This window comes from Pectobacterium sp. S5 (assembly GCF_051707265.1).
Classification (GTDB): Bacteria; Pseudomonadota; Gammaproteobacteria; order Enterobacterales; family Enterobacteriaceae; genus Pectobacterium; species Pectobacterium polare.
Genome location: NZ_JAULSZ010000001.1, coordinates 717,058 through 743,770, shown reverse-complemented (window position 1 = coordinate 743,770; position 26,713 = coordinate 717,058). Strand labels below are relative to the sequence as shown.

Here is a 26,713-nt window from a genome sequence, read left to right as displayed (position 1 = left end):
ATTGGAATAAAAAACAATTGGGCAAAGGGAAGGGCGGTGATAGCAACATAATTTTAAAAGATAAACAGAGGTGTGAAAATTTAATTTCTGCGTAGAAAGTTATTATCGATTAACGGAAATTTATTCGTTTTCATTAATGAAATTTTACAAGATGAAGCAGGAAATAAAGGCATTATCGGTGAGGATAGTTAAACGGTGTCTAAACCATCTATACTCGTCATACTTCAAGTTGCATGTGCGTTGGCTACGTTCAGTAACCCGAATCACTTACCTGAGTAAGCTCATCGGGATTCCTTCGCTTGCCGCCTTCCTGAAACTCGAATTATTTAGAGTATGTATTTTTCCTAAGCCGCCACGGCTTTTATCTAATGACTTAGGTTTGTGGCGGCTTAGGTCAGGGAGATTAACTGACGTTTTCTGCGGTGCTGCGCAGCCGATCTTTCAACTGGCTGTATTCCTGCTGTACATAATTCTCGGCTGCCTGCTGATCGTCAATAGCCTCCAGCTTAACGGCGCAGTGTTTGTATTCCGGTGTTTTGGATACCGGATCGAGATGGTCCAGCGTCAGTTCATTGCAGGCACCGATCCACCACTGGTAGGTCATATAGACGGCACCTTTATTGATGCGCTCGCTGACGGCAACGCGAGAGATCACCTTGCCGCGTCGTGATGAAATCCAAGCGAGCTGCTGGTCGTGGATGCCTAAACGTTCAGCGTCGTGCGGGCTCACCTGCACGTAGCCCGGTTCATCCGCCAGCGTTTGTAATGCCGTGCAGTTGCCCGTCATGGAACGGCAGGAGTAATGGCCAACTTCGCGCACGGTGCATAAGACCAGCGGGTAATCCTCATCCACCAACTCCATCGGCGGTCGCCATTCGGCCGTGAGCAGTAAGCCTTTCCCACCAGGACGATCGAAGTGGTTGCCTGCGTACAACCACGGCGTGCCGGGGCTGTCCTCCGTCGGGCACGGCCACGGCACGTAGCCCAGCCCCGCCATTTTCTCGTAGGTCGCGCCGTAATACAGCGGGCAGAGTTCTCGCAGCTCGTCCCAGATCTCCTGCGTGTTGTTATAGTGCATCGGATAGCCGAGCGCCGTTGCCATCAGGCTGATGATTTCCCAGTCGGGTTTGACATCGCCCTGTGGTTCCACGGCTTTATAAAAGCGCTGGAAGCCCCGATCGGCGGCGGTATAGACCCCTTCGTGCTCGCCCCAGGAGGTGGCAGGTAAAATCACATCGGCAATCGCAGCGGTCTTGGTCATGAAGATGTCCTGCACGATCAGCAAGTCCAGCTCGTTGAACGCATCGCGCAGCATCGACAGGTCCGGTTCAGTTTGCAGCGGATCTTCGCCCATCACGTAGTTGGCTCGGATTTTCCCTTCTTTTATCTTGTGCGGGAGATCCGTCAGCGAGTAGCCAATTTTGTCGGAGAGTGCAGGCACGCCCCAGGCATCGGCAAATTTCGCCAGTACCGTTTTATCCGTGACGTTTTGATAACCGGGGAACATATTGGGCAGCGCCCCCATATCGCAGGCGCCTTGTACATTGTTTTGCCCACGCACCGGCCCGACGCCAACGTTCGGACGCCCCAGATTCCCGGTCAGCAGTGCCAGGCCGGACAGCCCTTTGACCACATCAACGCCTTGACCCCACTGCGTCACGCCCATTCCCCAGAGAATGGTGGCGGACGGTGCGGCGGCATAGATCCGCATCGCGTCTCGAATCAATTTCGGCGACAGTCCGGTGATATCAGCGACGTACTCCGGCGTGTATTTTGCGACGGTCTGGCTGAATTCCTCAAAGCCTTCGGTATGGCGGGCGACGTACGCTTTATCGTAGTGGCCTTCGTTAATCAGCACGTTAGCAAACGCGTTGACCAATGCCATGTTGGAACCATTTTTCAACGGCAGCCACAGATCGGCGATGCGGGCGGTTTCAATATGGCGCGGATCGCACACGATGATTTTTGCCCCGCGTGCTTTGGCTTTCAGGATCCGACGCGCCACGATGGGGTGTGAGTCTGCGGCGTTGTAGCCAAAAATCAGGATGCAGTCGGTTTTTTCGATTTCGCAGATAGAGTTGCTCATTGCGCCGTTGCCCAGCGTAACCTGTAGCCCGGCAACCGAAGGGCCGTGGCAGAGTCGGGCGCAGCAGTCGACGTTATTATTCCCAGTGACCGCGCGGGCAAATTTCTGCATTACGTAATTGGTTTCATTACCGGGACCGCGTGACGAACCGGTGTGCATAATCGACTCGGCACCGTACTTCTCTTTAATCGCTTTCAGACGGGAACTGGCGAAGTCGATCGCTTCATCCCAGGATACGGCCTCAAAGGGGGCACCTTTCTGGCGTCGAATCAGCGGTTGCTTTAAACGCGGCGTCAGAAGTTTCGTGTCGTTGAGAAAATCCCAGCCGTAATAGCCTTTCAGGCACAGCTCACCTTCATTGGTGACGCCGTTTGCTCCTTCCGCACCAACCACTTTGCCGTTCTCTACCAGCAGGTTAATTTTGCAGCCTGACCCGCAATACGGACAGACGGTAAGCACTTTCTGCATGATTATTCTCCAAAGCCGAGTCTTGGATCGTTAAGAACTGCATTCCTATGGCGGGTGTTGATGCAGTTGTCTAACCTTCGATAATCACCGATAAAGAAAATTAATTTACTGATCGTGGTCATGCTCAGCGCGATGATAAATCGTCCTAACGCGTTGAGTGCTGCGACCTTTTTCCATAGGACATTTGTCTGGAAAATAGGTTATCGCGGATTCATCCTCTTTATCCGTTAATGCCTATACTGTTTTTGACGATATTAACTCTATGTCCTAAATAATTCGGGTGAGTGAACGCAGCCAACGCACACGCAACTTGAAGGATGACGGGCATATGTGCCACCGACTGGGCTGGGGTAGCCATGCCTGTCGGCTGTTTAAAACAACGGAAATTGGCATCTCAAGGAAGATAACACATTCTATTCGTTAATTTTTTGAGCGTAATTTCCCATCTAATGGGGCATGAATCAGGGAATTCCAGAACGTCTGTTAGATCGCGTGGGATAAGGGCGCGAGACAACGGGCGGCACCGTCATGAGTAAAAAGTAAATACTTTTCCGACAGAGCGTGCGGGCGGGAAATATTTGTTAACGTCGCGGAGTGCATTATGGAATTTCTAAGAAATGCCAGCATAAAAGTAATGGTGCTGTTCATCGTCGCTTCCCTACTAGTGGCGTGGGGAGTGGCATCAGGATTTAGTCTTTACTCGCTTTATCAGGTCACCAATTTACTTGATAAAAGTGAGACTCAGCGAAAAACGTATTCCCATCTGGTCTATGGAACCGATCAATATTTTCGGGCCGTAACTCGTATGGAAAGAACGATGGATTATTTGCAGCGTAACGAGCCAGAAAACGCCCAAAAGACGTTGGAAATGGCACAGGTTGCGCTAAAAAACACCAAAGACTCGCTGGAGAAATTCCAGGCTGCGGAACACATTGGTGTCGAGTCAGCCACGGTTGAGGCGGTAAACAAAACGTGGAGCACCCTGATTGCTACTGCGATTGATCCGATGAATGCGGCGCTACAACGCAATGATTACGAAGGATTTCGACAGATATTTCGCTCCATTTATCCGCCGATTAGCCTGACGTTTGGCGAAGATATCAAACGCTATTCGGACAACATTACCGCTTCCTCGTTGATTCCAACCGTGAATGAGCACAATACCCAAAATCGTAATTCGTTAATTGCCGTGATGGTGATTGGCCTCATCGTGTTGATTTTCACTGAATACTATTTGAGGAACTATCTGGTTATTCCGATTTCAGTACTCAAATCTCATCTGGCGCAGCTCACGGCGGGGCGCTTAGGTTGTGAGCTGGCGGAGTTCGGCAAGAACTGTGCGGGCCGACTGATTCCCGATATTAAGAAATTGCAGAAAAGTTTGCGCGATACGGTGACGGTCATCCGGCAGAGCACGACGGAAATCAACAACGGGACGTCGAGCATTAAGGATGGCAACGATAATCTTTCCAGCCGCACGGAACAGCAGGCCGCAGCACTACAGCAGACGGCGGCCAGCATGGAAGAGATTAGCTCCACGGTGCGGCAAACCACTGACCACGTGCATCAGGTGCGTAAGCTGGCGAAGGATGCGGCGGATATGGCGGAAAAAGGCGGGAATATCAGCAGCAACGTGATGACGACGATGGATGGCATTAGCGCCAGTTCCCGACAAATTTCCGATATTACCTCGGTGATTAACAGCATCGCGTTCCAGACCAATATTCTGGCGCTGAATGCGGCGGTTGAAGCGGCGCGGGCGGGAGAGCAAGGAAGAGGATTTGCCGTGGTGGCCGGCGAGGTTCGCACACTGGCACAGCGCAGTGCGCAGGCGGCGAAAGAGATTGAGGCGCTGATTGCAGAATCGGTTTCGCGTGTTGAAACCGGTGCAGGGCAGGTTCGACAGTCCGGTGAGGCGATGACGGCAATTATCGCCTCCATTTCGCATGTGAACGATCTGATTGGTGAAATTGCGGCGGCAACGGATGAGCAAACGCGTGGGATTACGCAGATTAGTCAGGCAGTGCACGAAATGGACACCGTCACGCAGCAGAATGCGACGTTGGTGATGCAATCGGCAGAAGCGGCTGCGCGTCTGGACGAACAAAGCAGCGAGCTGTCTGCCGTGGTTGATGTGTTCGATCTGGATTCAGATTGCGATCCGACAATGTCTTTTTCCCGTCAGGCGGTCGCTGCCCCCGTTCATCGCGCGGTTGGGCAGGGCCCCACACCGCTACTGTCGGCACATGGCCGTAACGGTGAGGGATGGGAAAAATTCTGATCCGCTGCGGATTAAATGCGTGGCAGACGTTGAACGCAAGATTGCCATGAGGCTGGCGACGAACTGGGCGGAAAGGAGTCTGCACGGTTCTGTTGATCGCGGATTATCGCTTGAACATCAACACGTGTAATACCTTGGATTACAGAGAGAAAAGGGCATTTTTCTCTGTAAATCTGACTGTGTTAATGTAAAGAAATGACATTTTAAGACGGGTATCTCCAGCGCCGAGATGACTTTATTAAAATATTGGCATAGTTATTGCTTTATTTTATTGGCGATTTTTTGCCGTTTTTGAGATCAAAAAGCCGTATTTTTCTGGGGTTATAAAAATAAAACGGAATTTATTGGTATTAAGTTAAATTAGAAATCATTTGTTACATACTAAAGTCATTGTTGCTTATATTTTCGTGACGTAAATCAAGACAGATGGCGGCTTCAAAGTGATAATAAGAATAAATATCATTTGTGCTTCATTACTCGCTTATGTCTATCTGGCAAAAAACGCTTCTCGTGTTGTGTTGGCTGTTGAGTTGTTCAGTGGCAGTTGCTGCGACCGATTACGCCTCATTTATTCAAGATATCGAAACTCGGCTGGATAAAACGGCTCAGCTCTATGAGCAGCAAAAGCCGGATGATGCCCGCACCGAAGTTCAGATGGCCTATTTCGAGGTGTTTGAAAACCTTGAAGGCCCTATCCGTATCAACATTTCCGCGCAAAAAAGCTATCAGTTGGAAGCGACCTTCGGTGAAATTCGCCGCATGATTGGCGAAGGAAAGCCGCAGGCCGAGGTACAGGCGAAAATCTCTTGGCTGAAGGGCGAACTGGATGCCGTTCTGCCGGTGCTGTCGGAAGGGCACAAGCTGGTTGCACAGGAGCAGCACGGTGCCTATGACAATGCTCAGATCGCGCCATACTGGCAGCAGAGTTTCAAAATCATTGATGACCAGCTCGCGCAGGCCGTGACCGAATATCAGGCTGGCGATTACAAAAAGGCCAGCCAGAGCGTACAGCAGGCGCACTATCAGGGCTTTAAAAACTCTGAAATGGAGATGTCGGTCAGGCAGAATCGCTCGGCGCAGCAGGCTGCTTCCATTAATCAACAATTCTCCGCACTGATTACCCTAGCCAGTCAACCCGATCAACTGACGGATGTCGCCTATCGGGTCACCACGCTGTTGCAGGATATCGAAGATGTCCTGCCGGGATTGCCGACAACGCGCGACAGCCAGCAGGCGACGGCAACACCTGCCGCGAACGCTGATAGCGGTGCCGTGCCGGATGCGAACTGGGCGAAAGTCGCCGACGATATCAATCAGGCTATTGCCGCTGCGATCGCGCAGTACCGTCAGGGTCAGGTCAAGCCCGCCATCATGGCGGTGCAGGACACCTATTTCGATCTGTTTGAAGCCACCGGCATGGAGAACAAAATTGGTTCTCGCGATGCGGCGTTCAAATCGACGCTGGAAGGTTATTTCACCCGTCTGGTGAGCCTGATGAACGCCAAACAGCCTGCGGAGCAGCTGCAAGGGCAGGCTGACGCGCTACAGCAGGAATTGGCGAAGGCCGTGACCATGCTGGGCGACGGCGGCGAAACACACTGGAGCCTGTTGATCTACAGCCTGCTGATTATTGTACGCGAAGGGCTGGAAGCCTTGCTGATTGTGGCGGCGATCGTGGCCTATCTGGTGAAAAACAATCAGCAGGACAAGCTGCCGCTGATTCGCCAGTCGGTTTACGTCGCACTGCTGTGTAGCGTGATTACCGCTGTCATTTTCCAACTCGTGTTCACCAATTCCGGTGCCAGCCGTGAGCTGCTAGAAGGTATTACGATGCTGATTGCCGTCGTGATGCTGTTCTTCATGAGCTACTGGCTGTTGTCCAAAGTGGAAGCGCGGCACTGGAAGGCTTATCTGGAAGGCAAGCTGTCCCATTCGCTAAGCAGCGGCTCCATGATTGGCCTATGGCTAACCAGCTTTCTGGCCGTGTACCGCGAAGGCGCGGAGACGGTGCTGTTCTATTACGCGCTGGTCGGTGATGCCAGCAACATGGCGGGACACCTCTCTATTCTGGCCGGGTTTGCCATCGGCTGTGTGATTCTGCTGATCGCCTATTTCGTGATGCGCTACACCATCGTCAAACTGCCGCTGAAGCCGTTCTTCATGTTTACCGGCTGCTTTATGTACCTGATGGCGTTTGTGTTTGCAGGTAAAGGCGTGCTGGAGCTGATCGAAGGCAAACTGTTTGAACCGACGTTGCTGACCGGCGTGCCGGAAATCAGCGGGTTGGGGATTTATCCTTATGTTGAAACGCTGATTCCACAGGGTGTGCTGGTGGTCGCGGCGTTAATTGCTCTGTGGGTGATGCGGCGCAGGGCGTCTGCCGTCTGATAAAGCAAGCATCCGACGTTAATTTAATACTGAAAGCAATAAGAGCAGCAAATAACCATAACAACCCCAATCGCTTAGCAAATAAGCGAGGAGGGACGACTGAGATGAGGATGGGTTTGATGAATATGCAAAAAAGTCTGATTGCGGGTGCCGTTATTGCCGGTATTTTCACTGCACCTGCCGCGCTGGCGTTTAAAGAATACCCAGCGGGTGAACCGGTTTCCATGAACGAAATGGAAATTGCCGCTGTTTATCTGCAACCTATCGATATGGAACCGCGTGGCATGGGCCTGCCAGCCGCGAAAGCGGACATTCATCTGGAAGCCGATATTCACGCCGCTGAAGGTAACAAGAATGGCTTCGGTGCCGGTGAGTGGATGCCGTTCCTGACCATCGCTTATACCCTGACTAACACCGATACCGGTGCGAAGCAGGAAGGTACCTTCATGCCGATGGTGGCCAGCGATGGCCCGCACTACGGCGCGAACATCAAAATGATGGGCGTGGGTAACTACAAAGTGACTTACCACATCGATCCACCATCAAAAGCCGGTATGCACCGTCACACCGATGGTGAAACGGGCGTAGGCCGCTGGTGGAAACCGTTTGATGTCAGCTTTGACTTCAAATACGTCGGCTTAGAATAAGGTCTTCTGTCCGCGATGTTCTGTCGCGGTCATGTTCACGCCTCTGTGGGTCGTTATCGCGGCTCGCAGAGGCGGCGATTTTTCGGTTCGTGTACTGATGCCACCCGGTATCACGCTCGACCAACGCACCTGCAACGTGAAGTATGACGAGAATATGAGTTATTTCTTTATCACGACACTTCAATCCTTCCTGCCGATAGCGCTATTGCTGGGGCTGAACTGGAGCCATCGTTCCACGCCGACAGTCAGATCGCTGGGTTGGACCACGCTGCTGGCGCTGTTCGCCGGTACGTTTATTGGCGTGCATTTTCCTAACGGGCAGGCGTTTCTGCTGGGCTTTACGGCGCTTCAGGCGCTTGCCTTGATCCTGTTTCTTGTCTGTCAGTGTTTTTCCCATTCGCGTATTGGCTATCTGTGGCAGGCGCTGCTGGTAGCGGGCGCGGCGGTGCATTGGGGCAACGATCCCAATCTGACCGCGCTGACGACCACCCATGTAGTGAATACCGATCTGCTGCTGAATTTCAGCGCCGTGCTGCTGGCGTTTGGCTGGCTGGTGTTCTGTGCCGCGCTGTGCGGCATGATCGTGCGCCGCATTCGTTTACTGCGCTGGCCACTGCTGGCGCTGCTGGTCGCTCTTCTGCTATTGCCGATAAGCGGCAACCTGCTACTGCTGTTGATGAAATTACAGGCGCTGGGGCTCACCAAGCCGCGCTTGAGCTATGTGGCACACGTCACCAACAGCGCGTATTTATTAAATTACCTCAGTGCATTGTTCATGGCTGCGCTGGCTGCCGGGCTGGTTTGGCCACTGCGGCATGCGCGTCGCCAGATGCTGGCCACGCACGAGGCGATTGAAAAGCGTAAAGCCACGGCAGGCTATCGCACGCTGCGCCGCACGCTGTTGTCGACGGTCACGGCGCTGTTGGTGGTGGTGTTGGCTCAGCTCTATTGGGACAAGGTCGCGTCGCAGCCGCCTCGTCTGTCGGAAGCACAGCCGGTGACGCTGGCGGCCGATGGCAAAGTGCATATTCCGATTGAGCAAGTGCGGGATGGCAAGCTGCATCGCTTCGTATGGATTGCCGATGACGGCAAGGCCGTGCGCTTTTTCATCATTAACCGCTATCCCGATCGCCTGCGTCTTGGCGTGGTGTTTGATGCCTGCCTACTGTGTGGCGATCAGGGCTATGTGATGGAAGGTAATCAGGTGATTTGTGTCGCCTGTGGCGTGCATATCTTCATTCCTTCTATCGGGAAGGCGGGCGGCTGTAATCCCGTGCCGATCGAAGGGTGGAGCAACGACGATAACGAACTGGTGATTGGACGGGCGTCACTGGCGGCAGGTACTAATTACTTCTCGACGGTGGTGTCGATGGAAGTTATCGACCCGGTTGATGGCTCCAAACTGACTAACGTGAGTGCGGAACATAAATATCGCTACGGCGGTAAAACGTACTTCTTCTCGTCGGAGGCCAACTACAACCGCTTCCGCGAAAGTCCCGCGAAATTTGCCACTGCCAAAGTGGCGGCTGGCGAGCAGGCTGAGGGGGAATAATCATGCTGTGGCGACTGTTACGTCAGTCCTGGCGCAGAAATATTCGGCGTAAATCGCTGGCGGTGCTAACCGTGTTTTTGGCGGCAGGACTGATCTCCGCGCTGCTGGCGGTGTCCATCGATATCGGCGACAAAATGGCGCGTGAGCTGAAATCTTACGGCGCGAATATTTTGATTGAACCAGCAGGGCAAGCGGCACTACCCGCGTTGTTTGGCGAGCGCAGCAATCCGCTGGAAGGGCAGGATTTTCTCGATGAGGCCGAGTTGCCGAACATCAAAGATATCTTCTGGCGCAATAACATTGTCGGCTTTGCGCCACTGCTGAGTGGTGATGTCGAGATCAAGGGGCAGCCGGTTGCCGTGCTGGGCACCTTCTTTTCTCAGCCTGTCGCCGTGCCGGATGAAGAAGACTATCGCACGGGACAAATGACCGTTAGCCCTTACTGGCAGGTGGCCGGGCAGTGGCCGCAGGAACCGGTGACGACGGAAAAGGCGGCGCAAACGCTGGTAGGAAAACAGCTGGCGGCGCAAACGGGCTGGAAAGTCGGGGATAAACTTGCGCTGCACGGTGCAAAAGGCGACGCAACGGTAGAGGTGAGCGGCATTCTGAGCAGCGGCGGTGATGAAGAAAGCCGTCTGGTGATGCCGCTGGCAACGGTGCAATCGCTACTGGGGCTAACCGGTAAAATTCAGGCCATTCGCGTATCGGCGCTGACCGTGCCGGAAAACGAACTGTCGCGGCGGGCGCGGGAAAATCTGGAAGCGCTGAATGCCGAAGAGTATGACCTCTGGTACTGCACCGCGTATGTCTCTTCGATTGCGCACCAGTTGGAAGAGGCGATTTCTGGCTCGGTGGTTCGCCCTATCTGGCAGGTCGCCGCGTCGGAAGGCGTGGTGATCGACAAGATCCAACTGCTTCTGGCGGTGGTGACCTTCGCCGCGCTGGTGGCGGCAGCGATGGGGATTGCCTCGTTGATGACCAGCACCATCATGGAACGGGCCAAAGAGATCGGGCTGATGAAGGCGCTGGGTGCCCGTCAGTGGCAGATCATGCTGCTGTTTTATCTCGAAGCGGCGCTGAGCGGATTGGCTGGCGGGATCGCGGGTTGCGTTGCAGGCTGGGGGCTGGCGAAAGCCATTGGCCTGATGCTGTTCGGTGTACCGTTGAGTTTCGCGTGGATTGTTATTCCTTGTGTGCTGGTGATCTCAATGCTGATCGCCATCATCGGAACGTGGTTCCCGGCGCGCCGGATTGCCAAACTGTATCCGGTGGAGGTGCTGTATGGGCGCTAATGGCTGGATGAACAGCATGTTCTGGCGGCTGGTGTTCCGCGCGCTGCGGTTGCGTATGCAGCGCGTCAGCGTGGTGTTCGCGGCGCTGATGGTCGGGGCGGCGATTGTGACGGCGATGTCTGCTGTCTATTTTGATATCAACGCCAAGATGAGTCAGGAGCTGCGCACCTTCGGCGCGAATTTTTACATCGGTCCGGCGCGGGGCAATACGATCCCACAAAGCACGTTTCAACCGATTATCGATAACGCACCGGCTGGATTAATCAATGCGTCCAGCCCTTATCTGTACGGCATGGCACGTACGGAGCTGGAAAAAGTGGTGCTGATGGGCGTGTGGTTCGAATCGCTACGGCAGCTGGCACCGTACTGGCAGGTCACGGGTAACTGGATTGGCGTCAGCTTCGATGACCGCAACGCGATGATCGGGGTGAAGCTGGCGGAACGACTGAACGTCAAAGTCGGCGATAGCATCACGCTGGTGGGGGACGGCGGGAAGCAGCGGTTGCAGATCAAAGGCATCGTGGAATCCGGTGATGCGACGGACAACATGCTGATCGTGAATCTGGATCTGGCGCAAAAGTGGCTGGATAAAGAAGGCGCGATCAGTAATGCCCTGCTGAGCGTCAGCAACGATCTGGGGCAGGTCGATCGCTTCGCTGCCCAACTTCAGCAGCAGTATCCACAACTGGAGATCCGCCCGATCCTGAAAGTGTCGGCGTCGGAAGGTCAGGTGCTGAATAAAATCAAAGGGCTGATGGGGCTGGTCTCGGCGGTGATTCTCGTGCTGTCTTCCCTGTGTGTGAACACGACGCTGATGGCGATTGTCGGCGAACGCGCCCGCGAATTCGCGCTACAGAAAGCGCTGGGGGCGAGCGGACGAGACATCATCCGGCAGATGCTGGCGGAAACCGGCATTATCGCGCTGGCGGCCGTGTTATGCGGTTTGCTATTGGGCTATCTGCTGGCACAGGTGCTGGGGATGGCCGTATTCAATGCGACGATCTCGCTGCGTTTGCCGGTGTTCCCGCTCACGCTGGCGCTGTCTCTGCTGGTTGCTGCCGTCGCGGCAGTGGTTCCTACTCGGCGGGCGATCTACGTCGAACCAGCCAAAGTCTTGAAAGGAGAGTAGTTCGATGTCTGTAGAGGTGAACGCGCAGGAAAGGGCGCAGACCGCGGAGGCGGTGATTGAAACTCGCCAGCTCTATAAACGCTTTGGTCAGGTTACCGCGCTGGAGAACATCAATATCCGCATCGCGCGCGGCGAGTTCGTCGCCATCATGGGCGCGTCCGGCTCGGGTAAAACCACGCTGATGAATATTCTCACCTGTCTGGATACGGTGAGTGAAGGGCTGGTATTGCTGGACGGCGTCGATGCCGCTGGGCTGGATGAAGAAGGGCGACGTCAGTTCCGGGCCGATAAAATTGGGCTGGTATTCCAGCAGTTTCACCTGATTCCATTTTTGACCGCGCTGGAAAACGTGATGCTGGCGCAGCATTACCACAGCGTGGTGGATGAAGCGGCGGCGCAGCGCGTGCTGGAACAGGTTGGGCTGGCGCATCGCGTCGATCACTTACCCAGCCAGCTTTCCGGCGGTGAGCAGCAGCGTGTGTGTATTGCCCGTGCGTTGGTGAATGAGCCGCCGGTGATTTTCGCCGATGAACCGACGGGGAATCTGGATGAAGAGAATGAACGGCGGGTGCTGGATCTGCTGAAAGATCTGCATCGGCAGGGGCGCACCATTGTGATGGTGACGCACAATCCTGAGTTAGGCCGGTTTGCTGACCGCATTATCCGCCTGCAACACGGCAAGTATTTCGGTGAAGAGGTGAATCATCATGAAGTGGCGTAACGGGATTACCGCACTGTGCCTGCTGGGTGCAGTGGCGCTGAGCGGCTGTAAGGAAGAACAGGTTAGCGTCGGGGCGCAGGCACCGGCGCTGGCGGCCTACGATCTGGCGGGGCAGCAGGTAGATCTGTCGCGCTGGCAGGGGAAAAGCGTGTACCTGAATTTCTGGTCGTCGGGCTGTGGCGGCTGCATGGTTGAAATGGGCGCGCTGGAGAAGCTGAGTCAGGAATATGGCGATAAAGTGGTGGTGGTTGCGGTTAACACCGACCCTGACGGCGTGGATATCACTTCGATGCTGGCGCACCACAAGGTGACCTATCCGGTGGTGCGCGATCAGTTGGGCATTACCAAAGAGCGCTATCAGGTCAGCGGCACGCCAACTTCGTTTATTATTGATGCCAACGGTAAGGTGACCGATCAGCATCAGGGCGCGAGGGATGAAGCACAACTGACCGCGCTGTTTCAGAAGCTGGCAAGCCGGACATAAAGACTGGCTTATTTTCACAGCCAGTCAGGCGTGCGTTTACTCTGTCCGTGAAGCCGGCATCGGGACTTCTACCACCGTTGATTTTTTCACAACGACAGGTTCCGGTTTCACGCGCATGGCGTAGATCACCCCGACGATCAGACAGGTGATGCCGCAGAACGTCAGCAGCGGCGGCCAGGATTGCCGGATGATGAAGGCGTAGGTCAGTCCCGCCAGCGTTTCAAACACAATCAACGGCCCTACCAGCACCGTCGGCAGACGCTGGCTGGCTTCATTCCAGAACAGCGTACCGATCCACGAACAAAACAGCCCAATCGCCAGCATCAGCGGGATGAAAACCTCAGGCCGTGGGCCGAACGGCTGCGTAAAGGTGCTGTCCGTTAGCGCCAGATGGCCGCACACCAGCAGATAACCCAACAGCGCCAGCGGTAGCGTAACCAGCCCCTGCGCCGTGGCCCAGGTGGTCGGCGTATTGCCTTTGTGGTCGCGTAGCCAGCGAGCGTTGCGCAGCGGATACCAGGTCCAGCAAACCACGGCGAGAAACGCCATCGCAATCCCACTGGCGTAACGCCATAAATCGAATTTGACGGTGGTTCCTTTCAGTTCCGCAATATTGACGCAAACTAACCCCGCCGCAATCAGCAGCAGCGAAGGCAACAGCCGACGCCAGGCCACGCGGCCATCGTGCTTGCTATACAACACATTGGCGGTAACGGAAATCACCACGGGCAGAGTGCCGATAATCATCGTTGAGATCGGTGCGCCCGTGCGCTGAATCGCGCTGGCGAGCAGAAAGTAGTACAGCAGATTACCGATAATCGTGAGCTTCGTGGCCTCCAGCCAGTCGCTGCGGGTCAGCTGGCGCAGACGACGGCGATCGAGCCATGCCAGCGGTAAGGCAATCAGCCCAAAAGCCAGATAGCGTCCGGTGGACTGCAAGGCCGCAGAGTAGTCCGGTACGATCAACGGCCCAACGAAAATCAGCCCCCACATCAGTCCGGCGGCAAGCGCAAATAAAACCCCTATCAGCATGATAAACCCGTTTGTTCACAAGAGTGCATCGCGCCAGTCTAGGGAGAGTTGGTGATGAATGATTGTAGGATATTGCTGTTTATTCCCGTCATACTTCAAGCTGCTTGTGTGTTGGCTGCCCTTACTTACCCCAGTCACTTACTTGTGTAAGCTCCTGGGGATTCGCGCGGTTGCCGCGTTACAAGGCCCATAAATGAGCCTTGCCCTAAAGGGTCAACGCATAGCGTTGTTCAAAACGCTAACGTTTTGTCACGCAACTCGAATTATTTAGGGTATATCATCTGTGGGGTAACGGTGAAAGCATGCGTGCTGAAAGCGTTAGCGCTGAAGTGGATACACCTGCTTTTGGTAGCGAATGGGCGTGACGCCATAGCGCTGGGCGAAGGTGCGGGTCAGATGCGCCTGATCGGTTAGCCCGACGGCGACGGCGACATGAGCGGCCGCCATGCCGTGTGTCAGCATCTGTTTGGCTTCATACAGCCTGATTGCCATCAGCATCTGGTGCGGCGTGACGTGAAACTGAGCTTTGAACTGGCGCAGGAAATGATACGGACTCAGGGAAACCAGCGCCGCCAGCTCTTTTAAGGTAATGGTGTGGGCGAAATTCTCGCGCAGATAGGCTTTCACCACATCAAAGCGGTGCAGCGGCTCAATCCTCTGGCGCTGGGCAATGTGTGCGTGAGGCCGGAAAAGCGCAATCAGCGACAGCAGCAGGCTTTCACTTGCCAAGGGATCGGTCGTCTGCCACAGCGCAGCCAGCGTCATCGCCAGCTGGCGTGCAGTTGCTGGATCGTGGCGCACGACGTCGGTAAACCACCAGCCTTTCTCGCCGGAGACGTTCTCCAACACATCGGGTGGAATGTAGATCATGCGATAGCGCCAGCCGTCTTCCGTCGCGGATTCTCCCGTATGTAGCTCATCAGGGTTCATCAACACTAACGAATCGACAGGCGCAATATGCTTGGCGCCACGATAGCGGAATCGCTCGGCACCGTCATCGATGGTGCCGATACCAAACGCCTCATGCGTGTGCGGCTCAAAGGCATAACGGCAGATGTGCGCGTGGTAAAGCTCAATGCCGGGCAGCGTCGGCAAATGCCGGAACTGGGCATAGTCTCTCTCATCGGTAAAGTGTTCCGGTACGCCCTGCATGCTGCCACCTTGTCTCTGATTCAGACCGTCATCATAGCAGCGATATACCCGTAATACTTCAAGTTGCATGTGCGTTGACTGCGCTACTCGGCACACTAGCGTGTGCCTCGCCCCGTTGGGGCCGCTGCAAGCAGCGTTCAAACCTGCCAAAGGCATATTTGTCACTCACCCGAATCACTTACAAGCTCATCGGGATTCCCTCTCTTGCCGCCTGCCTGAAACTCGAATTATTTGGGGTATAGCACGTCAGCTTGAAGTCGTGCGTTCTATTTAGCGTGTACGGAAATAGCGAAAACAGAGAATAAAAGCGCTGAGATAAATAGATCAGAAAGGCATAAATCATAGCAAAATGGTTGATTGATGGCGTGCACGTCACAAAAATGAGTTTATCTAACTTTTTGATTTTAATGTTTATGTCTATTCCTTGTTAGATAAGATCGCGTGACAGACATACCGTTAGTATAAAAAAATATAATCAACTCCATTTGCTTATTTGTTCTGGCTCTCATTACTTGCATCAATATTGCTATCTGTAATAAAGGACAAGGGAGTGAAAGGTGAACTTTCAGCAACTGAAGATTATTCGTGAATCAGCACGGTGCAATTACAACCTGACCGAGGTGGCGAATACGCTGTTTACCTCTCAATCCGGCGTGAGCCGCCACATCCGTGAGCTGGAAGAAGAGCTGGGGATTGAAATCTTCATCCGTCGTGGCAAACGTCTGTTAGGCATGACTGAACCGGGAAAAGAGCTGCTGGTGGTGGCAGAGCGCATTCTGAATGACGCCAGTAATATCCGGCGGCTGGCGAATGTCTTCACCAATAACGACACCGGCCAGTTGGTGATCGCGACCACGCATACGCAGGCGCGTTACAGCCTGCCGCCGGTGATTAAAGCCTTCCGCTCTCTGTATCCGCAGGTGCGTCTGGTGCTGAATCAGGGCACGCCGGATGAAATCGTGACGATGCTCCATTCCGGTGAGGCCGATATCGGTATTGCCAGTGAGCAGTTGATTAACGATCCCTCGCTGGCGGCGTTCTCCTACTATCGCTGGCACCATTCGGTGATTGTGCCGGAGCACCATCCGCTGACGCAGGAACCAGTGATTACGCTGGAAATGCTCAATGCGGAGCCGTTGATTACCTATCGTCAGGGGATTACCGGCCGTTCGCGCTTGGATCGCGCGTTTCAGGCGGTGGGCATGTCGCCGGATATTACGCTGAGCGCGCAGGATTCGGATGTGATTAAAACCTATGTCGAGCTGGGGCTTGGGGTGGGGATTGTGGCCGATATGTCATTCGATCCGGTGCGAGACAAAGGGCTGGTACGGTTGAATGCCGAGCATTTGTTTGAAGCGAATACGGTCTGGCTGGGGTTAAAAAAGGGTCAGTTACAACGTAACTATGCCTGGAAATTTATTCAGCTGTGTAATACAGAACTGTCGCTGGATGACATTAAAGATAAGGTGTTCTCGGATAACGATGAAGCGGTGATTGATTACCAAATCTGACGGATAGCGCGCTTTCCTAACCCGATGCCCAGCCAGTATTTTTCTGACTGGGCAGGTGTTTTTCTTTCGATTTTGTCGCGATTTTTTGTATCGCGATACCCGTCGTTTTCTGTGCTCGATTCAGCATAAATATGGTTTATCGTGCCGATAATCTGCTTGATCTGATCGTGCTGCAATAGTAGCATTCCCGCCATAACAATAACTTATGTCTGAATTTTTGTTAAGCGATACAAATACTTGTGCGTTTTTATTGAATAATTATGTTAATGATTTTGGTATCGCACTAGAACCTTTACCCTAAATAATTCGAGTTGCTAGGCAAAACGTGTGCGTTTTGAATCGCGCACATGCAGCTTGAAGTATGACGGGGTAATCCATCAGACATCCTTCTCACTAGTCAGTCACCTCCACGTTGATTTTTTCGGTTCGCATTGCGCCGGAGTCGCGCTAGCGCCATGTTTGTGATGGCGGGGAGTTTAAAACGGAAAATGACGATGAAAACACAAAAAATCAGCCTTGCCTGGCAAATCCTTATCGCATTGGTTCTGGGTATTGCACTCGGTGCTATGCTGCATGAACAGCAAGAAAGCCGCCAGTGGCTTATCAGCAATATTCTTAGCCCAGCGGGCGACATCTTTATCCGCCTGATTAAAATGATTGTTGTCCCGATTGTCATCGCCACGTTGATTGTCGGGATTGCGGGCGTAGGGGATGCCAAGAAGCTCGGGCGCATCGGCTTCAAAACCATCCTCTATTTTGAAATCATCACGACGGTAGCGATTATCCTTGGCATCACGCTGGCGAATGTCTTCCAGCCGGGTCACGGCATCGACATGTCGACGCTGACCGCCGTGGATATCTCGCAGTATCAAAAGACCACTGAGCAGGTGCAGAGCGGTTCGCACAGTCTGGTGGGGACGGTGCTGTCGCTGATTCCACCGAATATCTTCGCCGCGATGGCACACGGTGAAATGCTGCCGATTATCTTCTTCTCGGTATTGTTTGGTTTAGGACTATCTTCGTTGCCGAAAGATCACCGTGAACCACTGCTGAACGTCTTCCGCGGCGTGTCGGAGACCATGTTCAAGGTGACACACATGATCATGCGTTACGCGCCTGTTGGGGTGTTTGCGCTGATTTCCGTCACGGTGGCCAACTTCGGTTTTGCGTCGCTGTGGCCGTTAGCCAAGCTGGTTATGCTGGTTTATGCCGCGATTTTCTTCTTCGCGCTGGTGGTGCTCGGTATCGTCGCACGGCTGTGTAAGCTGCGTATCACCATTTTGATCCGTATCCTCAAAGATGAGCTGATCCTCGCGTACTCCACTGCAAGTTCTGAAACCGTGCTGCCGCGCATCATCGAAAAAATGGAAGCCTATGGCGCGCCAAAGTCGATTACCAGCTTTGTGGTGCCGACCGGCTACTCCTTTAACCTCGACGGCTCTACGCTGTACCAGAGTATTGCAGCAATCTTCATCGCGCAGCTGTACGGCATCGAACTGTCGATTGGGCAGGAAATCGTGCTGGTACTGACGCTGATGCTGACGTCTAAAGGCATTGCCGGCGTACCAGGCGTGTCGTTTGTCGTACTGCTTGCTACGCTGGGTAGCGTCGGTATTCCGCTGGAAGGTCTGGCGTTCATTGCGGGCGTTGACCGTATCCTCGACATGGCGCGTACCGCGCTGAACGTAGTAGGGAATGCGCTGGCGGTGCTGGTCATTGCCAAGTGGGAAAACCAGTTCGATGAGCAGAAAGCGCGGGCCTATGAGCGTGAGCTTAAAGGGATAAGTACGCAGCCTGCCCAGCAGGGATAATCCCAGACTCTTTCAAATAGCCTATGCAACGGGCGCATCGAGTGATCGAGGCGCCCGTTTCTTTTATTGTTCAGGGTCTATTGTCCTGCCGTCATGCCGCGTGGCTATCTATCACGCGGGTTTCTAATGTTTGCGTGTGCCACAGTGCCTGTTCAATACTCTCGGCATCCGTTGCAAAAGGAAGGCGCGCGGCAATTTTCGGCGCAATTTTCACGTTTTGCGCGATACTTTCAACCTGTTGGGGGCGTTCGTTCAGGCCGAGGGAGTTCAGCGTAATTGGACTACCGTAGCGGCGGAGTTGGGCGAAAAGCTCTTCGCGATCGGCGTCGTTATCGTGTTCCAGAAACGCCTGCACGGCCAGCCCAAAGCCCACTTTCTCGCCGTGCAGCCAGTCATGCAGCTCTGGCAGGCGCGTCATGCTGTTGTGAATCGCATGGGCGACGCCGATGCGTGGCACTTCATCTTTCATGCTGTTCGCCAGACCCGCCAATGCGATAACGGCATCGATCACGCCGCGTAGGGCAGGCGTGACCAGACCTTGCTCATTATCCGCAATGGCCTGCTCACCATGCGTATTGAATGTCTCTACGGCCAGCCGTGCGGCCTGCGCTTTGAGTGCTAATGCCAGCCCGCTATCGCCGTGACGCAGATAGGGTTGAAATTCGTACCATTTCGCCAGCGCATCCACGATACCGGCTTTGAGATAGCGTGAAGGGCTGCGGGCGATGATCTCGCTGTCTACCAGTACCCACACCGGTAAGCGTGTTAATGGGAATGGCCCATTATGCGCACCGCTGTCGCTATAAATCACACTGATCGGTGACCAGGCGGCGCAGGTGGCCGCAATGGTGGGGACGGCGATGACGGGGATCTGCCCCAGAATGTCGCCGACGGCTTTGGCGACATCCAGCACGCGCCCGCCGCCAATGCCCAAAATCAGTTCCGCACCGAATGCACGCGCCTGTGTGGTCAGCACTTCTATCGCCGGTTTGGTGCAATCACCCGGTAAAAATTCGACCTGATACCGTAAGCCATATTCACGGAGGCTGTGTTCGACGGCATCCGACGTCGCTTTCCATGCCTGTGGGCTGGTAATAATCAATACGGTGTTAGCGTAGGGCGCTGCATATTCGCCGACAGAACGGATGACGCCATCACGATTCAGATAGGTTTGTGGCGCTTGTATTGCAATCATGTTTGCGATCTCTCATCTCTGTGGGAAAAGATAAATCAGTTGTAGCAGCGATGCCGAACGCCGCAAAAGAACAATTCTGGCTATGAATGGGCAGATTTCGCATAACCAGAATGGTCGTAACGCCCAAGCTAGCGCTGCATTCCCCAGCGCTTTATCGTGATCTTTTCGAGGGTAGAAAACACCAGCCCTTCAACCAGTAGCCCGATAATGATGACGGAAGCCAGCCCGGCAAAAACGCGGTCGGTGTAAAGCTCGTTACGGTTCTGGAAGATGTACCAGCCCAGACCGCCGTTGCCGCTGGAGGCACCGAACACCAGTTCAGCCGCGATCAGGGTGCGCCAGGCAAACGCCCAGCCAATCTTCAGGCCAGAGATAATCGATGGCAGCGCCGCAGGAATCAGGATGGCATTGATGTAGCGAAAGCCCGTCAGGCCGTAGTTGCGGCCCGCCATACGCAGCGTTTCCGAGACGCCGAGGAAGCCGGAGTAGGTGTTCAGCGCCATCGGCCACATCACGGAGTGGACGAGCACGAATACCAGACTTTTTTCTCCCAGCCCAAACCACAGCAGTGCCAACGGCAGTAATGCAATCGCGGGTAGTGGATTGAACATGGAGGTTAATGTGCCTAAGAGATCGCGCCCGAAGCGGGTGGAAACCGCCAATGCGCTGAGGGCGAGAGCCAGCAGGCTACCAATGACATAACCTTTCAACAGCGTACCGAGCGAAATCACCATCTTATGCGGTAATTCACCACTGGCGACGTCATCACGAAAAGCCTGAAACGTTTGCAGAAAGCCGGGCAGCATCAGATCGTTGTTTTGCCAGCGAGCGGCGAACTCCCATAGGATAAGCAACCCGGCTAGCAGCACCAGCTTGCGCAGCCAGGTCTGATTCCATAGACGCGTCGTCAGCGGCAGAGGCTGGGTGAGCGTAAAATCTTTCAGTGGTGCCAGTTCACGCTGATACTCTGGCCGCACGGGGGGCTGAATGCTCATAGGGTTTACCTTGCGTGGATGTGACGGGTGATGGTGCGTCGACATCGGTTGGAAAAAGAAGATGGTGAATACGTTGTGCGGTGGTTTGAAAGGCTTCGCTGCCCTGATCGCTCAGCGCAAATTGATGGCAGTTGATTTCTGCTCGCACACGACCCGGATGCGGTGAGAGCAGCAAAATCCTACTGCCGACAATCAGCGCTTCCTCAATCGAGTGGGTGACAAACAGCAGCGTGAAGCGTACCTCTTCCCACAGCGCCAGCAATTCTTCCTGCATTTTGCGGCGGGTCAGCGCATCCAGCGCGGCGAAAGGCTCATCCATGAGCAGCACTTTCGGCTGCATAGTTAGCGCCCGCGCGATGGCGACGCGCTGCTTCATCCCACCGGATAACGTATGCGGATAGGCATCGGCAAATTTCGCCAGCCCGACCTTATCGAGAAAATAGCGGGCGCGTTCCTCTGCTTCTGCTCGTGTCGCCTGACGGCTGGCAACCAGCGGAAACAGCGTATTCTCCAGTACGGTTTTCCACGGTGGCAGTTGGTCAAATTCCTGAAAGACCATGATGCGATCCGGCCCCGGTTTTGTGACGCGCTGACCGTCGAGGCGGATTTCACCGTCTACCGGCGACAGAAAGCCGCCGATAGATTTGAGCAAGCTGGATTTGCCGCAGCCGGAAGGCCCTAACAGCACAAAGCGTTCGGCGGGGAAGACGTCAAAACTCACATCATGGGTGGCGCGTACCAGACTGCGCCGCGTTCGGTATTCCAGTCCGACGCCGTCAACCTGCAACAGCGGTTGGTCAATCGTGCCGTGAGAAGGGTGTGTCATGCTTGTTCTCCTGCATAGCGACGAGATTCTCGTCGAATGGGCGTGACCTTGAGCATTTAGCTGCCCGGCTGGTCGTGGATTTCAGCGAAGAAATAGTCTTTCCAAGAGGTGGCTTTGTTTTTCAGTACGCCAAGCTGGTGCAGCTTTTCAGCATAAACGTAGGTACGTTCTGGGGTGATCGTGAAATCGATCTCGGGATCGGCGACGATGCGTTTCACCAGTTCTGGGTCCAGCTTCGATTTCTCTACCCGAATGTAGGTGTCGGCCGCCGCGGCTTTATCTGCCTTGACGATCTGCGATGCTTCCTTCAGTGCTTCGTAGAAGGCGCGGTAAGTTTTCGGGTTCTCATCATGGAATTTCTGCGTGGTATAAAGCACGTTGAACGTTGCCTGACCGCCCAGCACGTCATAAGAACTCAGAATTTTGTGCACATTGGCGTGTTCCAACGCCTGATATTGGAACGGTGGGCTGGAGAAGTGGGTATTAATTTCGGAACCGCCAGCGATAAGTGCCGCGCTGGCATCGGGATGCGGTAGGCTGACGGAAATCTTATCGAAGCGTTTGAAATCCTCCGCGCCATAGAGCTTCGCGGTTTCGATTTGCAGCGTACGAGACTGGAAGCCAACACCAGCAGCAGGTACAGCGATACGATCTTTATCGCTCAGGTCACGAATGGTTTTCACCGCCGGGTTATTGCTGAGCAAATAGTTGGGCATGGAGCCGAGTGAGGCAATGGCTTTCACATTCTGACGGCCCTGCGTGCGATCCCACACGGTCAGCATCGGCGGAACACCGGCAGAGGCAACATCTAAGGCACCGGACAGCAGCGCTTCGTTGATCGCCGTTGCGCCAGAGAGCGTACGCCAGTCTACCTTGATATCCAGCCCTTGCTGCTTACCGTGCTTCTCTATCAGGTTTTGGTCGCGCACTACATCCAGAATCAGGTAACCAATACCAAACTGCTGCGCAATGCTGATGGTGCCTTCCGCATTCGCGCCAAAGGCCGTTAACGTCAGGCCAATCATGGCGGCAAGGCGTGTGAAACGCGTCGATTTTTTAGTGGGTAGTGAGTTATTCATTATCATTTTCTCTCATTATTAATGGTAATCGATCAAGGTGGTAAATAGGGAATAACGACACGTTAATATTTCAACGAATAACATTTATTCAATAAATAACAATTTTCCAACAAATTAACGTGTTCAAGAAAATAACGTGCCGTAAATAATGTATCAAAGAAGGAATCCTATTTTCTTGTCGCTTTATTGATAAAGTGTTTTTTGGAATAAGTTAGAATAAATACGCTTTTAAAACGGAATGAGTGCAGGAAAAAAAGCAAATAACCGCCTTAGCTAAATATTCGCTATGGATAGTTTTATTTTTCACTTATGGATAAAAATCGGCGCGTTATAGTGGGTGCTACATTTCTATTTCGATATACAGAGAATTATATGCCTGTCTTTAGCCATCATTATTTACGTGATTATTTGCGCGACCGGCTGACGGATAATGACGTGAACGCGTCCATTGCAGGAACGGTGGCGGATAATCTCGTCGAATCCAGCCTGAAAGGGCATGACTCGCACGGCGTCAGCATGCTGCCGCGCTATATCGACGCTATTCAGGAAGGTGGGCTTTCTCCCCACGCACAGGCGGAAAAAACGCTGGATTTCGGTCCACTGATTTCGTTTGACGGGCAGCAAGGCTTTGGTCAGGTGGTAGCAAAACAGGCGTTGGCGGAAGGCATTGTGCGTGCACAAACACATGGTCTGGCGGTGGTGAGTTTAGCTAATGCCCACCATCTGGGCCGCATTGGTGCGTGGGCAGAACAGGCGGCGGAGGTCGGGCTGGTGTCGCTGCATTTTGCCAATGTGTATACCAAACCAGTGGTGCTGCCGTGGCAGGGCCAGCAGGCGCGTTTTGGGACCAACCCGTTCTGTGCCGGTATTCCGGTCGAGCAGGATGACCCCGTCATTCTGGATTTTGCCACCAGCGTGATTGCGGGTAACAAAGCGCGTATCGCGTGGAATGAGGGCAAACAGGTTGCGCCTGGCTGCATTGTCGATAACGAAGGTAATCCGACGGTGGATCCCCGCTGGCTGATGGAACAACCTCTGGGAGCGCTACTGCCGTTTGGCGAACATAAGGGGTCGGGGCTTTCGCTGGTTTGCTCGCTGCTTGGTGCGGCGCTGACCGGTGGGAAAACTGAACGCACGGCGAAGGGCGAGGGCAAACAAATTATTAACAGCATGCTGTCGATTTTAATCGATCCGCAGAAATTAGGCGGTGCGGCAACCTATCAGCAGGAGATTCCCGCTTTATTAGAATGGGTGCGTCAGTCCCGTGATGACAATGCCTTATTACTGCCGGGCGATAAAGAAAAACAAACCTATCGCCAGCGATTGGAGAACGGCATTTTTGTCGATGATGTTAGCTGGGGGCAACTCTCTTATTTAAATAATAAAGTAGCCTGATAGTGGGTTGGTTATTTTTTAATTTATTTAACTAATTTTTATTTAACCTTATAGGGAAAGACAATGAAACGTATATTTAGTGCTGTCGGTGTCGGCGGTTTATTATTAATAGCAACATCCGGACTGGCGGCAGAAAAACTTCCTGATGAAGTTCGCGTGGCTTACAGCGGCGGCTCACAGGTATTAGTGTTAGCCAAAGCTGACGGCTCGCTGCAAAAAACGCTAGGTGTGCCAGTAAAGTGGGTGCAGTTTGCTTCTGGTGCTGATGCGCTGAATTATTTCGCCAGTAATGCAATAGATATCGCCAACTTCGGTTCCAGCCCTGCGACAGCGGGCATTGTGAGAAAACTCCAGGTGGAAATTATTGGCGTATCCGGCGTGATTGCAACGTATGAACGGCTGATTGCCAAGTCCGGTATCACCACGCTGAAAGACATTGAAGGTAAGCGTGTCGCCTATCCGCCAAATTCAACGGCGCAGTACGCACTGGAAGCGGCCATTGCTGTGAATAAACTCGACCGCAGTACGATTACCCTTATCCCATTACGTCCGGCTGAGCTGGTGGCTGCATGGAAGCGCGGCGATATTGATGCAGGATACGTCTGGGCACCGTTCGCTCAGGAGCTGGAAGCTTCCGATGGGCATGCCATTTTTGCGACCAAAGATCTGCAAAAGGACGGCTATCTGATTTACAACAACTACGTGGTCAGAAAGGCTTTTGCCCAGCAGTATCCTGAAACGGTGGCTCGCTTCCTACGTGTACACCAGCAGAAAGTGGACGAGTTCCGTCAGGATCCAGAGAAAGCAGCGGCGATTGTGGCAAAAGAGGTCGGTGCGCCGGTTACGACGGCAACCAATACCCTATCAGGGCTGGAGTATCCGACGCTGGAACAGCAGGCAACGGCCCAATGGCTGGGTGACGGCAGTAATACGGATCGGAGCGGCATCGGTCAGGCTGTCGCTAAAACGGCGCATTTTCTGGAAAGTATCGGCGAAGTTCGCCAGCGTGATATTCCCGCTTCGTACGCCGATTCCATTAATTCCTCCTATCTGAAGCAGGCTGCAAAAGGGAATTAACGGGTCGTGAAAAGAACGTCTTATGTCTTATTGAGTATCACGTCTGTGGCGGCGGTACTCGGCTTATGGCAGTGGGCGGGGGCACAGCAGTGGGTGGATCCGCTGCTGCTACCCCCGCTGTCAGATATCATCTTGACCGCGGGGGAGTTAGCGCAGGATGGCTATCGGCAGGTGTCATTGTGGGAGCATATTGCTGTGAGCGTTGGACGGGCGCTAAGTGCCTTTAGCGTTGCCATTATTCTCGGCGTCCCGCTTGGCCTGTTGATGGGGTTATCACCGCCGATTGCTGCCGTTTTTAATCCTTTCGTTCAGTTTCTCCGGCCACTGCCTAAAATCGCACTGATCCCGCTGGCGGTAGTGTGGTTGGGCATCGGTGAGGCATCCAAATTTTTCCTGATCTTTATCGCGACTTTTCTCAGCGTCGTGGTGGGGGCTTGTGCCGCTGCTGAGCGGGTGGAACGTTCACGTATCCGTGTTGCACAAACGCTCGGTGCCAGTCGCCGACAGATTTTTTTCCATGTCGTGTTGCCCGATACGCTGCCGGAGTTGTTCACCACGGTGCGACTGGCCATCGGTATTGGCTGGACGTCCCTGATTGCGGCGGAAATGGTCGCGGCCACCTCGGGAATAGGTTGGATGGTGATGAATGCCAGCGCCTATCTGCGTACCGATATCGTTATGTTGGGCATCTTATTATTGGGGGGGATTGGCTATGTGCTCGATCTGCTGTTAGTCGGCGCGCAGCGCATCTTCGTGCCGTGGGCGGGGAAATCATCATGACAGAACATTCTCAGCTTGATGCACCACACATTTCCGTCGAACGCGTTAGCCTTACCTTTTCGTCACAGAGCGGGCCTTTGACGGTGCTGGATGATGTTTCCCTCCAGATTGCCAAAGGTGAATTCGTGGTGCTGCTTGGCCCTTCCGGCTGCGGCAAATCGACCATTCTCAACATGATCGCGGGCTTTGAGGCCGCTGATAAAGGGCGTGTGCTGTGCGGCGGTGAACCTGTCCGACGTCCGGGGCCAGCGCGCGGTATGGTATTTCAGCAGGCCAATTTATTCCCTTGGCTCACCGTGCTGGAAAACGTGACGTTTGGTCCACGGATGCAGGGGGCGAAGAAAGCGCACCTTCAGCGTGAAGCGCAAGACTATCTGGCGCTGGTCGGGCTGGAGGGATTCCAGCAGCACTATCCCTGGCAGCTTTCTGGCGGAATGAAGCAACGGGTTGCACTGGCGCGAGCCTGGCTGCCGAACCCTGAAGTGTTGCTGATGGATGAACCGTTTGGCGCGCTGGATGCACAAACCCGTTTGATGATGCAGGAATTGCTGCTTTCCGCCTGGCAGAAAACTGGCACTACGCTGTTATTTGTTACACATGACGTGGACGAGGCGCTGTTTCTGGCCGACCGAATACTGGTGATGTCCGCGCGTCCCGGTCGTATTGCGGAAACCATCCCACTGCCGTTTGGCCGAGAGAGAGACATTGAAACCTTGGCACAGCACCCTGACTACGCCGCATTGAAGCAGCGTATTTTGCATCGCGTTCGTGAAGAAGCGCGTCGTCACCTTAATCTGTAACCCGTATTCCAG

The 26,713-nt window shown here is 53.9% G+C and carries 22 protein-coding genes; 14 read left to right on the top strand and 8 right to left on the bottom strand.

The window, feature by feature from the left end; translation table 11 throughout:
* Positions 1-403: 403 nt before the first annotated feature.
* Positions 404-2,554 carry a formate dehydrogenase subunit alpha gene (gene fdhF / locus QWJ20_RS03395; protein WP_433991856.1) on the bottom strand — a complete coding sequence of 717 codons (2,151 nt, stop codon included), beginning with the start codon at positions 2,552-2,554 and terminating at the stop codon, positions 404-406.
* A 601-nt stretch (positions 2,555-3,155) separates the two neighbouring features.
* Between fdhF and QWJ20_RS03390 the strand changes: the two genes are divergently transcribed.
* From QWJ20_RS03390 to QWJ20_RS03355, 8 genes are all read left to right on the top strand, one after another.
* Positions 3,156-4,835, top strand: a complete 1,680-nt coding sequence (locus tag QWJ20_RS03390; RefSeq protein WP_433991855.1) for a methyl-accepting chemotaxis protein — start codon at positions 3,156-3,158, stop codon at positions 4,833-4,835.
* Between the two features lie 483 nt (positions 4,836-5,318).
* Positions 5,319-7,223 (top strand): FTR1 family iron permease, encoded by a 1,905-nt coding sequence (locus QWJ20_RS03385; protein WP_433991854.1) that lies wholly within the window; start codon positions 5,319-5,321, stop codon positions 7,221-7,223.
* A gap of 119 nt (positions 7,224-7,342) precedes the next feature.
* On the top strand, positions 7,343-7,870 hold the full coding sequence (locus QWJ20_RS03380; RefSeq protein WP_010285198.1) for an iron transporter: 528 nt from the start codon (positions 7,343-7,345) through the stop codon (positions 7,868-7,870).
* Positions 7,871-8,024: 154 nt separating this feature from the next.
* On the top strand, positions 8,025-9,422 hold the full coding sequence (locus QWJ20_RS03375; RefSeq protein WP_433992378.1) for a Fe-S-containing protein: 1,398 nt from the start codon (positions 8,025-8,027) through the stop codon (positions 9,420-9,422).
* Between the two features lie 2 nt (positions 9,423-9,424).
* A complete protein-coding gene (locus tag QWJ20_RS03370; RefSeq protein ID WP_433991853.1) occupies positions 9,425-10,714 on the top strand; it encodes an ABC transporter permease in 1,290 nt (429 codons plus the stop codon).
* A complete protein-coding gene (locus QWJ20_RS03365) occupies positions 10,704-11,843 on the top strand; it encodes an ABC transporter permease (RefSeq protein ID WP_433991852.1) in 1,140 nt (379 codons plus the stop codon). Before QWJ20_RS03370 ends, QWJ20_RS03365 begins: the two co-directional genes overlap by 11 nt.
* A 4-nt stretch (positions 11,844-11,847) precedes the next feature.
* A complete protein-coding gene (locus QWJ20_RS03360) occupies positions 11,848-12,564 on the top strand; it encodes an ABC transporter ATP-binding protein (RefSeq protein WP_433991851.1) in 717 nt (238 codons plus the stop codon).
* The gene (locus tag QWJ20_RS03355; RefSeq protein WP_433991850.1) at positions 12,551-13,048 is read left to right on the top strand and encodes a TlpA family protein disulfide reductase; all 498 of its coding nucleotides are present in this window, start codon (positions 12,551-12,553) and stop codon (positions 13,046-13,048) included. Before QWJ20_RS03360 ends, QWJ20_RS03355 begins: the two co-directional genes overlap by 14 nt.
* A gap of 36 nt (positions 13,049-13,084) precedes the next feature.
* Here QWJ20_RS03355 and QWJ20_RS03350 read toward each other — a convergent pair whose 3' ends face one another.
* Together QWJ20_RS03350 and QWJ20_RS03345 are read right to left on the bottom strand one after the other, a co-directional pair.
* A complete protein-coding gene (locus QWJ20_RS03350) occupies positions 13,085-14,080 on the bottom strand; it encodes a DMT family transporter (protein ID WP_433991849.1) in 996 nt (331 codons plus the stop codon).
* A 318-nt stretch (positions 14,081-14,398) separates the two neighbouring features.
* A complete protein-coding gene (locus QWJ20_RS03345; RefSeq protein WP_433992377.1) occupies positions 14,399-15,232 on the bottom strand; it encodes an AraC family ligand binding domain-containing protein in 834 nt (277 codons plus the stop codon).
* 557 nt (positions 15,233-15,789) lie between these two features.
* Here QWJ20_RS03345 and cbl point away from each other — a divergent pair.
* Complete coding sequence (gene cbl / locus QWJ20_RS03340; RefSeq protein ID WP_039512441.1) at positions 15,790-16,743, top strand: HTH-type transcriptional regulator Cbl; 954 nt, start codon at positions 15,790-15,792, stop codon at positions 16,741-16,743.
* Here the strand turns inward: cbl and QWJ20_RS03335 are convergent.
* A complete protein-coding gene (locus QWJ20_RS03335; RefSeq protein WP_433991848.1) occupies positions 16,731-16,937 on the bottom strand; it encodes a hypothetical protein in 207 nt (68 codons plus the stop codon). The two genes, cbl and QWJ20_RS03335, sit on opposite strands and share 13 nt — an antisense overlap.
* Before the next feature lie 300 nt (positions 16,938-17,237).
* Here QWJ20_RS03335 and gltP point away from each other — a divergent pair, with 300 nt between their 5' ends.
* Positions 17,238-18,554, top strand: coding sequence for a glutamate/aspartate:proton symporter GltP (gltP, locus tag QWJ20_RS03330; protein ID WP_433991847.1), 1,317 nt, complete (start codon positions 17,238-17,240; stop codon positions 18,552-18,554).
* A gap of 91 nt (positions 18,555-18,645) precedes the next feature.
* Here gltP and QWJ20_RS03325 read toward each other — a convergent pair whose 3' ends face one another.
* From QWJ20_RS03325 to QWJ20_RS03310, 4 genes are all read right to left on the bottom strand, one after another.
* The gene (locus QWJ20_RS03325; RefSeq protein WP_433991846.1) at positions 18,646-19,749 is read right to left on the bottom strand and encodes an iron-containing alcohol dehydrogenase family protein; all 1,104 of its coding nucleotides are present in this window, start codon (positions 19,747-19,749) and stop codon (positions 18,646-18,648) included.
* A gap of 128 nt (positions 19,750-19,877) precedes the next feature.
* Positions 19,878-20,744: an ABC transporter permease gene (locus QWJ20_RS03320; protein ID WP_095699009.1), complete on the bottom strand. Its 867-nt coding sequence runs from the start codon at positions 20,742-20,744 to the stop codon at positions 19,878-19,880.
* On the bottom strand, positions 20,704-21,570 hold the full coding sequence (locus QWJ20_RS03315) for an ABC transporter ATP-binding protein (protein WP_127157714.1): 867 nt from the start codon (positions 21,568-21,570) through the stop codon (positions 20,704-20,706). Before QWJ20_RS03315 ends, QWJ20_RS03320 begins: the two co-directional genes overlap by 41 nt.
* Positions 21,571-21,626: 56 nt before the next feature.
* Entirely contained in the window at positions 21,627-22,649 is a 1,023-nt protein-coding gene (locus tag QWJ20_RS03310; RefSeq protein WP_249681106.1) for an ABC transporter substrate-binding protein, read from the bottom strand.
* A 372-nt stretch (positions 22,650-23,021) separates the two neighbouring features.
* Here QWJ20_RS03310 and QWJ20_RS03305 point away from each other — a divergent pair, with 372 nt between their 5' ends.
* From QWJ20_RS03305 to QWJ20_RS03290, 4 genes are all read left to right on the top strand, one after another.
* Complete coding sequence (locus QWJ20_RS03305) at positions 23,022-24,044, top strand: malate/lactate/ureidoglycolate dehydrogenase (RefSeq protein ID WP_433991845.1); 1,023 nt, start codon at positions 23,022-23,024, stop codon at positions 24,042-24,044.
* Positions 24,045-24,107: 63 nt separating this feature from the next.
* Positions 24,108-25,121, top strand: coding sequence for a taurine ABC transporter substrate-binding protein (locus tag QWJ20_RS03300; protein WP_433991844.1), 1,014 nt, complete (start codon positions 24,108-24,110; stop codon positions 25,119-25,121).
* A gap of 6 nt (positions 25,122-25,127) precedes the next feature.
* Positions 25,128-25,901 carry an ABC transporter permease gene (locus tag QWJ20_RS03295; protein ID WP_433991843.1) on the top strand — a complete coding sequence of 258 codons (774 nt, stop codon included), beginning with the start codon at positions 25,128-25,130 and terminating at the stop codon, positions 25,899-25,901.
* A complete protein-coding gene (locus tag QWJ20_RS03290; protein WP_433991842.1) occupies positions 25,898-26,701 on the top strand; it encodes an ABC transporter ATP-binding protein in 804 nt (267 codons plus the stop codon). Before QWJ20_RS03295 ends, QWJ20_RS03290 begins: the two co-directional genes overlap by 4 nt.
* Positions 26,702-26,713 lie beyond the last annotated feature (12 nt).

Bases quoted from the DNA above. Each gene is read 5' to 3' on its own strand.
- QWJ20_RS03315 (WP_127157714.1), bottom strand. From the start codon at position 21,570: ATGACACACCCTTCTCACGGCACGATTGACCAACCGCTGTTGCAGGTT.
- QWJ20_RS03310 (WP_249681106.1), bottom strand. From the start codon at position 22,649: ATGAATAACTCACTACCCACTAAAAAATCGACGCGTTTCACACGCCTT.
- QWJ20_RS03390 (WP_433991855.1), top strand. From the start codon at position 3,156: ATGGAATTTCTAAGAAATGCCAGCATAAAAGTAATGGTGCTGTTCATC.
- QWJ20_RS03335 (WP_433991848.1), bottom strand. From the start codon at position 16,937: ATGGCGGGAATGCTACTATTGCAGCACGATCAGATCAAGCAGATTATC.
- QWJ20_RS03320 (WP_095699009.1), bottom strand. From the start codon at position 20,744: ATGAGCATTCAGCCCCCCGTGCGGCCAGAGTATCAGCGTGAACTGGCA.
- QWJ20_RS03325 (WP_433991846.1), bottom strand. From the start codon at position 19,749: ATGATTGCAATACAAGCGCCACAAACCTATCTGAATCGTGATGGCGTC.
- gltP (WP_433991847.1), top strand. From the start codon at position 17,238: ATGAAAACACAAAAAATCAGCCTTGCCTGGCAAATCCTTATCGCATTG.
- QWJ20_RS03350 (WP_433991849.1), bottom strand. From the start codon at position 14,080: ATGCTGATAGGGGTTTTATTTGCGCTTGCCGCCGGACTGATGTGGGGG.
- QWJ20_RS03375 (WP_433992378.1), top strand. From the start codon at position 8,025: ATGAGTTATTTCTTTATCACGACACTTCAATCCTTCCTGCCGATAGCG.
- QWJ20_RS03290 (WP_433991842.1), top strand. From the start codon at position 25,898: ATGACAGAACATTCTCAGCTTGATGCACCACACATTTCCGTCGAACGC.
- QWJ20_RS03360 (WP_433991851.1), top strand. From the start codon at position 11,848: ATGTCTGTAGAGGTGAACGCGCAGGAAAGGGCGCAGACCGCGGAGGCG.
- QWJ20_RS03380 (WP_010285198.1), top strand. From the start codon at position 7,343: ATGAATATGCAAAAAAGTCTGATTGCGGGTGCCGTTATTGCCGGTATT.
- QWJ20_RS03370 (WP_433991853.1), top strand. From the start codon at position 9,425: ATGCTGTGGCGACTGTTACGTCAGTCCTGGCGCAGAAATATTCGGCGT.
- QWJ20_RS03355 (WP_433991850.1), top strand. From the start codon at position 12,551: ATGAAGTGGCGTAACGGGATTACCGCACTGTGCCTGCTGGGTGCAGTG.
- QWJ20_RS03365 (WP_433991852.1), top strand. From the start codon at position 10,704: ATGGGCGCTAATGGCTGGATGAACAGCATGTTCTGGCGGCTGGTGTTC.
- QWJ20_RS03300 (WP_433991844.1), top strand. From the start codon at position 24,108: ATGAAACGTATATTTAGTGCTGTCGGTGTCGGCGGTTTATTATTAATA.
- QWJ20_RS03345 (WP_433992377.1), bottom strand. From the start codon at position 15,232: ATGCAGGGCGTACCGGAACACTTTACCGATGAGAGAGACTATGCCCAG.
- QWJ20_RS03385 (WP_433991854.1), top strand. From the start codon at position 5,319: ATGTCTATCTGGCAAAAAACGCTTCTCGTGTTGTGTTGGCTGTTGAGT.
- fdhF (WP_433991856.1), bottom strand. From the start codon at position 2,554: ATGCAGAAAGTGCTTACCGTCTGTCCGTATTGCGGGTCAGGCTGCAAA.
- QWJ20_RS03305 (WP_433991845.1), top strand. From the start codon at position 23,022: ATGCCTGTCTTTAGCCATCATTATTTACGTGATTATTTGCGCGACCGG.